Source organism: Aeromicrobium sp. (genome assembly GCF_025965075.1).
Taxonomy (GTDB): domain Bacteria; phylum Actinomycetota; class Actinomycetes; order Propionibacteriales; family Nocardioidaceae; genus Aeromicrobium.
In genome coordinates, this window is the sequence record NZ_JAOPXQ010000240.1 from 1 (window position 1) to 9,762 (window position 9,762).

General features: G+C 72.6%; 3 protein-coding genes. All 3 read right to left on the reverse strand.

Annotated elements, in window-relative coordinates; genetic code table 11:
* The coding region (locus tag JWQ91_RS14300) for a fatty acid synthase subunit beta domain-containing protein (protein WP_297785489.1) at positions 1-7,951 on the reverse strand (7,951 nt) is incomplete at its 3' end.
* A 225-nt stretch (positions 7,952-8,176) separates the two neighbouring features.
* Complete coding sequence (locus JWQ91_RS14305; RefSeq protein WP_297785491.1) at positions 8,177-8,929, reverse strand: SDR family oxidoreductase; 753 nt, start codon at positions 8,927-8,929, stop codon at positions 8,177-8,179.
* On the reverse strand, positions 8,929-9,762 hold an 834-nt coding region (locus tag JWQ91_RS14310; RefSeq protein WP_297785493.1), incomplete at its 5' end, for an acetyl-CoA C-acyltransferase. The genes JWQ91_RS14310 and JWQ91_RS14305, both read right to left, overlap by 1 nt.

Here is a 9,762-nt window from a genome sequence, read left to right on the forward strand (position 1 = left end):
CGACCGGGTGGACCATCGGGCCGTAGGAGCCGACGTACGACTGCACGACGTGCGCTGCGATGACGTTGGGCAACGCCTCCTGCAGGATGTCGTTGGCCTTGCTCTCGCCCAGCAGGGTGTCGATGTAGAGCGACTGCATCGACTCCATGCCGCCCATGCCGGTGCCCTGCGTGTTGGCGACGAGGGCCGGGTGCACCCACCGCATCAGCTCCGACGGCGAGAAGCCGCTGGACAGGAAGGCGTCGACGGTGCAGATGAGGTTCCAGAGCGCGACCCGGTCGATCGACTCGACCATCTCGGCCGAGACACCCCACACCGTGGGGTCGAAGCCGGTCGGGATCTGCCCACCCACGGTGCGGGTCAGCTTCATCCGGCGCGGCACCCTGATCTCGGTGCCGGCCTTGCGGGTCACGGTCCAGTCGCCGTCGGCGGTTGCCGCGATGGTGGTGCGCTCCGGGTCGGCGTCGCGCAGGGCGCGGGCCTCCGCCTCGTTGGCCACCGTGAACGACAGGTCCTTGTCGAGGAACACCGAGGTCAGCAGGGGGGCCGTGTTGTCGACCATCGTGCCCTCGTCGACGTAGCGCCGGATGCCGCACGCCTCGCGGACCGCCTCCTCGTAGCGGTCGGTGAGATCGGCCTCGGCGACCTTCTCCTGCGTCGCGGTGTCGAACCAACCACCGCCCTGCTCGTCCCAGCTGACCAGTCCGGTGGACCAGGCGAGCTCGAGCACGCCGGCCGCCGACAGCTCGTCGCTGACCTCGACCTCGAAGCGGGTGCGGGCCGAGCCGTACGGCCCGAGCTCCCCCGCGCCGACGATGACGACGAGGTCCTCGGGACGCGCGTCGACCGGCGCCCAGTCGAGCGTGTCGACCCGGTCGAGCTGCGCCGGCGAGGGGGCGAGCGCCGCGATCGTGGCACGCGGGTCCTCGGCCGGGGCCGCGGGCCGCTCGATGCCCTCGGCGAGGGCCTTCATGTCGAGCGTCGTGCCGCCCAGGCCACCGGTCAGGTCGACCGTCAGCGGTGCGGTCCGCGCCGCGGCGCGGGCGTCGGGCTGGCACGTCTCGAGCAGGGCCTCGGCCATGCCCTCAGGGGTCCAGGTCCGCACGCCGGCGGCCTCGACGGCCTCGACGAGCGGGTCGTTGGCGCCCATCAGCCCGGTGCCGCGCACCCAGCCGATGATCGCGTGGGCCAGCGTGACGCGCTCGCCCCAGGTACGCTCCGCGGTCCAGCGGGCCACGAGGGCGTCGAGCGCCGCCTTGGCCTCGCCGTAGCCGCCGTCGCCGCCGAACATGCCGCGGTTGGGCGAGCCCGGGAGCACGACGTGCAGCTGGGCCGCGATGTCGTGGTCCTGGCCGTGCGCCGACAGGGCACCGATGAGGCGCTCGACCGACCACAGCAGGATCCGCATGTCGACCTCGGTGCGGCTGCCGGCGTCCGTCAGGTCACCCGCGACCCGTCCGGCCGCGAAGGGGAACAGCAGCGTCGGCGTCATCGCCGGCTTGAGCACCGTGGTGGCACCCGCCCGGGTCTGCGTCTGCTCGCCGTTGATCCACTCCACCAGCGCGTCGACGTCGCTGAACGACGCCATGTTGGCCGGGACGACCCACAGGGCCGCGCCGTGCACGGCGTGCGTGCGGTAGAGGTCCTTGAAGAACGCGAGCTTCCGCGGGTCGAGCCCCGAGGTCGTCGCGACGACGGTCGCGCCGCCGGCCAGGAGCTGGGCGGTGATGCCGGCCGCGATGGAGCCCTTGCTGGCTCCGGTCACGACGGCGATCTCGTCGGCCCATCGACCCGAGGTCGTCGATGCTGCCTCGCCGGCGATCCGGCGGAACCGGTCGGCCAGCTCGGCGTCCTCGACGTGCTCGGACCACCACGTGGCCTGCGCGGCCACGACGGACCCGGCACCCACGAAGCTGGCGTCGACGGTCTCGCCGACCGCGAGGCGGGCGAGGTCCTCACGGGCACTGGCCCAGCGGTCGTCCAGCTGGACGGCCTTGAGCGGGTCGAACGCCGGCGCGGTGAGCTTGGCCCAGTCGCTGCCGAGCTCGGACTCCACCCGGGCGAGGACGATCGCGTCGGACTCGTCGGGCTCGGCGACGACGGGTACGTCCGAGAGCCCGAGCTGGTCGAGCACGAGGCGCGCCGACGAGGCCAGGACCCCGTCGGGGCCGGTGATCTGGTCCGTGAACTCCCCGAGGGCGGCCGCGTCGATCGTGGCCTCTCCCCCGCCGGAGGACGGCAGGTCCACGCTGACACCGTGGCGGGCGGCCACGGCCTGGACGCTCGCGTCGACCGCGGCGTCGACGTCGGCGCCCGACGCGATCGAGGTCAGCGGACCGAAGTCGCCGCCCCGCACGCTGGCGCCGTCGCGGCTCGCCATCGCGAGCTCGGCGAGCACGTGGCTCGCCCAGCCCGGACCGAGTTGCCAGACACCGGTGACGCGCTCGGCGACCGCGGCCTGGCGCTTGCCGGTGGGGCCGAGCACCTTCTTGAGGTGATCACCCAACGCCTCGGACAGGACCGGGCCGAACGGCTTGTAGCCGCGCGCGAGTCCCTTGACCTGCGTCGACAGCGCCGGGAGGTCGGCGTCGGCGGCGCCGTCGATGGCGCCCAGGGCGAGCTCACCACCGAGGTCGACGAGCAGCTGGTTGCGGCGCGACGAGGCTCCGTCACACAGTGACTCGATCGAGTCGGCGTTGCCGATCTGGTCGATCCGCATCTTGGTCCACCAGGCGATCAGCACCGTCGTGGCGTCGGCGGCGTCGAACGTCAGGTCCGCGGGCCGCGGGCCCCCCGACGAGGCGGCCGGCGCTGCCGGCGCAGCCGAAGCGGGGGCCGCGGTGTCGGTCGGGGCGGACTCCGCCGGAGCGGTCTCCTCCTCGACGCGCTGCTCCTCGTCGGTCGCGAAGACCGCGGCGCTGTCCCGCTCGAAGTTGAGCACCTCGACCGCGGGGCCGAACCGGCCCGGCAGCTTGAGGGTCGACGACGCGAGGTTCGCGACGGTCGGCGCCTGGCCGACACCGATCTCGATGAAGCGCTCGACACCGAGGCCGCCGTCCTCGATCGGGGTGAAGAACAGGTCCTGCGTCTCGATCCAGCGCACCGGGCTGGCGAACTGCCAGGCCAGCAGCTCGATCAGGACGACCCGGCACAGCTCGCCGGGACGCGCGGCCCACGAGGCGAAGTCGGCCAGGACCGCGTCGAGCGGCTCGGACGGGACCAGGTCGGCGATCTCCTGCAGGAACGCGCGGTCCAGCGAGAACGGCCGCGGCACGAGGTTGGGGACGTACCGTCCGGCCAGGATCGCGGGGTCGATCGTCGCCGGCAGCAGCTCCTGCAGGCGCTCGCGGAAGTCCGGGACGCCGCTGTGCAGGACCGTGGAGTGGAACGGGACGTCGATGCCGGGCACCAGGATGAAGGCGGCCTTGCCACCGAACTCCTCGCGGCGGCGGGCGACCTCCTCCTCCAGGATCTCCAGGCCCTTGACGGTGCCCGCGATGGCGTACTGCGAGTCCTTGAGGTTGTAGTTGACGATCTGCAGGAACTCGCCGGTGCGCTCGGCGACGCCGTCGACGAAGGCCCGCACGTCATGGTCGTGCAGCCCGATCTGCGAGGGGCGGATCGCCGCGAGACGGTAGTTGCTGCGCCCGGCCGCGTCGCGGGGCACCAGGGCGTGCATGACGGAGCCGCGCTGGAAGACGACCTCGACGACGGCCTCGAGGGGGATGACCCCGGAGACAGCGGCAAGCGCGTTGTACTCGCCCACCGAGTGCCCCGCGAGGATCGAGCCCTCGACGAACGCCCCGGACTCGCGCAGCTCGGCCATCTGGGCGGCGCCGAGCACCGCCATCGCGACCTGCGTGAACTGGGTCAGGAACAGGACACCGTCGGGGTGCTTGTGCGTCACCCCGTGGGTCACGAGCGTCGTCGGGTTGTCCCGGACGACGGTCAGGATCGAGAAGCCGAGGGCCTCACGGGTGTGCGCGTCGGCACGGTCCCAGATCTCGCGGGCGGCCTTGGAGCGCTGGTAGGCGGCCATGCCCATGCCTGCGTGCTGGATGCCCTGGCCGGGGAACGCGTACGCCGTGCGGGGCGCCTCGAGCCGGGCGGTGGCCGACATGACGACCTCGCCGCCGGCGCGCACCGTCACGTCGACGACCTCGGCACCCTGGTCGAGCCCGACCCGGTCGGCCGTGATCGACACCGCGGCGCCGGGCGCCAACGGCGCCAGGAAGCGGGTGGTCCAGCCGGTGATGCGGCGGTTCGACACAGTCTGCTGAGCCGCGGCGGAGATCCACATGCCGTGGACGATGGGGTCGCCCAGGCCCGCAAGGCGGGCAGCGGCGACGTTGGTGTGTATCGGGTTGTGGTCACCCGTGACGGCGGCGAACGCCCGCAGGTCCGACGGCGCGGTCAGCGTCGCCGAGCCACGGGACTTGCGCGGGGTGTCGACGACGTCATCGCTGAGCGCACCACCGGCGCGGGCGGGGTCGGACAGCTCCCCGGCGCCGACACGTCCGCGGATAGCGAAGCGCTCGCGGAGGGTCGCGACGTCACCCTCGGGCGAGGAGATCGTGACGTCGACCGCGACGACGCGTCCGAAGTCGGTGTCCTCGACAGACTCGACCGTCGAGGCGACGACGAGCTGAGTCGGCGCAACCGGCAAGGTGCCGGTGAGCCGGATCGCGTGGTCGAGGTGGACCAGGTCGAGCATGCCCTCGATGACGGGGGTGCCGTCGGCGGCCGTGACATCGGCCAGCACGGCGAACACCGACGGCCACGCCAGCCCGACCAGGACGTCGGGGACGGGGTGCTCCGGGACGTCCGCGCCGGTGACACCGGCGTGATCGGCGACGAGGTCGGGGTCCCAGGCGACGGCCACGCTGGCGCGGCCCGCGGTGACGGTCGGGACGCTGCCCCCGGCGGCGCCGGCGACGAGCGTGCCCATCGCGGCGACGGCGGTCTCAATCGTCACGACGGGGGCGCCGCCGACCAGGACCGTGTCGTCGACGGAGATCGTGAGGCTCAGCGGGCGCGCCATCGGCACCGTGAGCTCGGCCCGGCGGCCCTCGACCTCGACCAGCGCGGCGCCGGTCTCGGGGTGCTCGACCCGCTGCGGGTCGACGATGACCCACTCGGCGCCGAGGCGGTGCACGGGATTGCGGACCGTGCGACCGGCCCACACGAGGTCGGGCGCGGCCAGCACGAGCGACAGCACGTCGCCGGCCTCGTCGACGCGGCGGCGACCCGTGACGCGCTGCGGCGCGCGGCCCGCGGCGAGCAGACCGTCGATCGTGGCGTCCTCGAAGCGACGGAGCAGCTCGGCGACCGGCTCGTCGACCCGGTCGATGCCGGCGACGGAGACCGTGCCGGGGATGATGCAGACCTCGTCGGCGCCGTAGCGGGGGTCGTGGGCCTGCCACAGCGAGTCCGAGCGCCACCAGCGGCGGACGTCCTGGTCGAGCACGGGCACGAAGTTGACCGGCTTGCCGGGTGTGCGGCACTGGTCGACGAAGAACAGCACATCGGCCGGGTGCAGGGTGACGCCTTCGGCGTGCGGATAGCCATCCAACAGTCGCTGCAGCGCCTCACGCCCGTCGTCGACGGCCGACGAGTCGGCGAAGAGCGTCGGGATCTCACCGCGGTCGGCGTCGTTGAGCCGCGCCTCGGCCCGCTGCAGCATCGCGAGGAAGCGGTCGCGCTGCGTGTCGGCGAGCCACTCCGGCGTGGCGGACAGCTCGAGGTAGCGGCGGAGCCACTGGGCGTACGTCATGGTGTCGACGTCGCCGAAGTACGGCTTGGCGGTGCGGTCGAGGGCCTCGACGATCTCGTCGCGGCGGGCCGCGACGGCCTTGGCGTCACCCGCGACCTCGTCGAGCAGACGGCCCGTGCGGGACGCGGTGTTGTCGATCTCGTGGATGTCCGCGCCGAGCTGGCTGCGGCCGGAGGCCATGCCGCCCTTGGCGGTGCCCGCGCCGACCCAGGTGCCGGTGCCGCGGGTCTCGACCAGCAGCTGCTTGACCGCCGGCGAGGTCGTCGCCTCGAGCGTCGCCATCGCGGCGGTGCCGACGAGGATGCCGTCGAGCGGCATGCGGGGGAAGCCGTGACGGGTCGACCAGTCGCCGGTCAGGTACGCCGCGGCGACCTCCGGGGTGCCGATGCCGCCGCCGACGCACACCACGACGTTGTCGAGCGCGCGCAGCTCGCCGTACGTCGCGAGCAGCAGGTCGTCGAGCTCCTCCCAGGAGTGGTGGCCGCCGGCCTTGCCGCCCTCGATCTGCACGTGGACGGGGGTCGGGGCGACGGCCTTGGCGATCGCGACGACCTCGCGGATCTGCTTGACGGTGCCGGGCTTGAACGCGACGTGGCTGATCGACGCCTCGCGCAGCTCCTCGACGAGCGCGACGGCGTCGTCGAGCTCGGGGATGCCGGCCGTCACGATGACGCCGTCGATCGGGGCACCGGCCGCCCGGGCGCGCTGCACGAGCCGCTTCTGGCCCAGCTGCAGCTTCCACAGGTAGGGATCGAGGAACAGCGAGTTGAACTGGTAGGTCGCCCCGGGGGTCAGGAGCTCGCCCAGCCGGTCGACGTTGTCGGCGAAGATCTCCTCGGTGACCTGTCCACCGCCGGCGAGCTCGGCCCAGAAGCCGGCGTTGGCCGCCGCCGCCACGATCGCGGGGTCGACCGTCGTGGGCGTCATGCCGGCCAGCAGGATCGGGGACTTGCCGGTCAGCCGGGTGAACCGGGTCTCGGCGTGCAGCGTGCCGTCGGGCAGCGTCACGACAGTGGGCTCGTACGCGCTCCACGGCGTCGTCAGGCGGGGCGCGGCGCCCGCGGCGGTCAGCTCGCGGTGGCCGCGACGCGTCGTCGTGGCGATGACGGCGGCACCGCGGGCGCGCAGCTCGCGGGCGGACAGCCGGGCGGCGAGGTCGCCGGGGCCGAGGTCGAGGATCCAGTGGGCGCCGGAGTCCATCGCGTGCTCGAGCGCCCCGACCCAGTCGACGGGGTCGACGATCGAGCGCATCGTGAGGTCACGGGCGCGGGTGGCGTCCAGGCCGCACGCCTGGGCCCAGGTCGCGACCAGGTCGGCCGCCTCGGCGAGATCGGGGTGGTGGAAGGCGAGCTGGGCCGGCAGCGGCTCCAGCACCGGGGCGAACGGGGATCCGCCGGTGGTCTTGCGGTCACGTTCGGCCTTCTCGGCGGCGGCGATCTCCTCGAAGCGTGACTCGACGACGCGCAGGCTCTCGGCCGGTCCGGACAGCACGACGCTGCGGCGGCCGTTGCGCAGCCGCGACACGACGCGCAGCGAGGCCGGCAGCTCGGCGAGGATCTCGTCGATCAGGCTGGGCTGCACGTTGGAGACGCTCAGCATCGTCTGGCCCAGCAGGCCACGGCGGCGGCCCACGAGCTGGGCGGCGGCGCCCATGAGCCGGGCCACGGCGAGCAGCTCGACGTCGGGGACACCGGCGAGCGACTGCGTCGCCAAGTGGCCCTGCGAGTGACCGATCACGGCGGACGGGGCGACGACCTGCGGGTCGAGCCCCTGGCTGCGCAGCGCGCGGATGCCCGCGAGCTGGGTCAGGAAGATGCCGGGTACCGACGCTCCGGGTGTATCCAGCACCTCGGAGGTCGGCAGCACGGGGGCGTCGTCGTCCTCGGCCGACTCGGCCGAGGCGAGGACATCGGCCCAGGCCAGCGGCGTGAACGTCACGCCGACCCGGGCCAGCTCGGTGGCGACCGGAGCGAGCAGCTCGTCGGCCGAAGCCACGAGCTGCTCGAGCTCGGACTCGAGCGCGAAGTCGCGGATCAGTCCCGCGAGGGGGGCGAGCCACGGCGCGCCCTGGCCACCGAAGCCGATGGCGTACGGCGTCCCGGCGAGAAGGCGGTCGACGAGGGCCGCGCGGCGCTCGGTCGTCGGGCTCTGGGCAAGCAGGGTGTCGATCGTCGTCACGTGGATTCCCTCGGGTTCGGCCATCGCTGGATCGACGGCTTTCACCCATCCTCCCAAAACATGAGGCTTTCCTCAAGTTTAATCCGAGGGTTTCCTCATGTTCTGGTGAGAAATGGATCACTCCACCCACACCTCCGACGCAGGCAGCGACCGCTGGCAGTGACGTTTGCGCCCCTGAATCGTCGATTCAGGGGCGCAAACGTCACGGTCAGCGAGGGGTGAGGGTCAGACGCCGCCGGTCAGCAGCAGCCCGCCGTCGATCGAGATGGTCTGGCCGGTGACCCAGCCGGCGTCCTCGGACAGCAGGAACGCCACGACCGAGCCGATGTCATCGGGCTTACCGAGCCGCTTGAGCGGGTACGGTGCGGCGACCTCCTCCTCGCGCCCTTCGTACAGCGCGGCCGCGAACTTGGTCTTGACGACCGCGGGCGCGACGGCGTTGACCCGGATGCCGGGACCCAGCTCGACGGCCAGCTCCTCGGTCACGTGGATCAGCGCGGCCTTGGATGCGCCGTACGTCCCGATGCCCGGCGCGGGCAGCTGGCCCGCGACCGAGGCGATGCTGACGATCGAGCCGCCGTGCTCGGCCATCCAGGCCCGGTAGACCTTCTGGGCCCACGCGATCGCCGCGACGACGTTGACCTGGAAGATCTTGTTGGCCGCGTCCAGGTCGACGTCGATCATCCGGCCGTAGACCGGGTTGATCCCGGTGTTGTTGACCAGGAAGTCGATCGAGCCGAATGCGTCGAGCGTCGCCGCGACGACCTCGTCCTGGTGCGCCGCGTCGTCCGCCGCCCCGGCGACGAAGATCGCGCGCTCGGGGCCACCGAGCGCCTCGACCGCCTCGGTGAGCGGGCCGGGCTTGCGGGCCGTGATGCAGACTCGACCACCGTCGGCGACGATGCGCTCGGCGATCGCCAGGCCGATGCCCCGGCTCGCGCCGGTGACGATCGCGACCTTGCCGTCGAACCGTCCCATCAGGACAGCCGCTCGAGGACCATGGCCATGCCCTGTCCGCCGCCGACACACATCGTCTCGACGCCGAACTGCTTGTCGTGGTGCTGCAGCGAGTTGATCAGCGTGCTCGTGATGCGCGCGCCAGTCATGCCGAACGGGTGGCCGACCGCGATCGCGCCGCCGTTGACGTTGAGCTTGTCGATGTCGACGCCCAGCGCCTGCGCCGAGCCGAGGGCCTGGACCGCGAACGCCTCGTTGATCTCCCACAGGTCGATGTCATCGATGCCGAGCCTGGCGTGGCCGAGGGCCTGCTTGACGGCCTCGATCGGGCCCAGGCCCATGATCTCGGGCGACAGGCCGGTGACGCCGGTCGACACGATGCGCGCCAGCGGGGTCAGGCCGAGCTCCTTGGCCTTGGTGTCGCTCATGACCACGAGCGCCGCGGCACCGTCGTTGAGCGCGCAGCAGTTGCCGGCGGTGATCGTGCCGTCGGGGCGGAAGACGGGCTTGAGCTGGGACACCGCCTCGTACGTCACGCCGGCGCGCGGGCCGTCGTCGGTGCTGACGACGGTGCCGTCGGGCAGCGTCACGGGGGTGATGTCCTTGGCCCAGAAGCCGTCCGCGATGGCCTTCTCGGCGAGGTTCTGGCTGCGCACGCCGAACTCGTCCTGCTCGCGGCGGCTCATGCCGATGAGCTGCTGCACGTTCTCGGCGGTCTGGCCCATCGCGATGTACGCATCGGGGAGCGTGCCGTCCTGGCGGGGATCGTGCCAGGCCTCTGCGCCACCCTGGGCGCGCCGGTCGGTGCGCTGGATCGCCTCGTCGAACACGGGGTTGAACGCGTCGGCGATGTC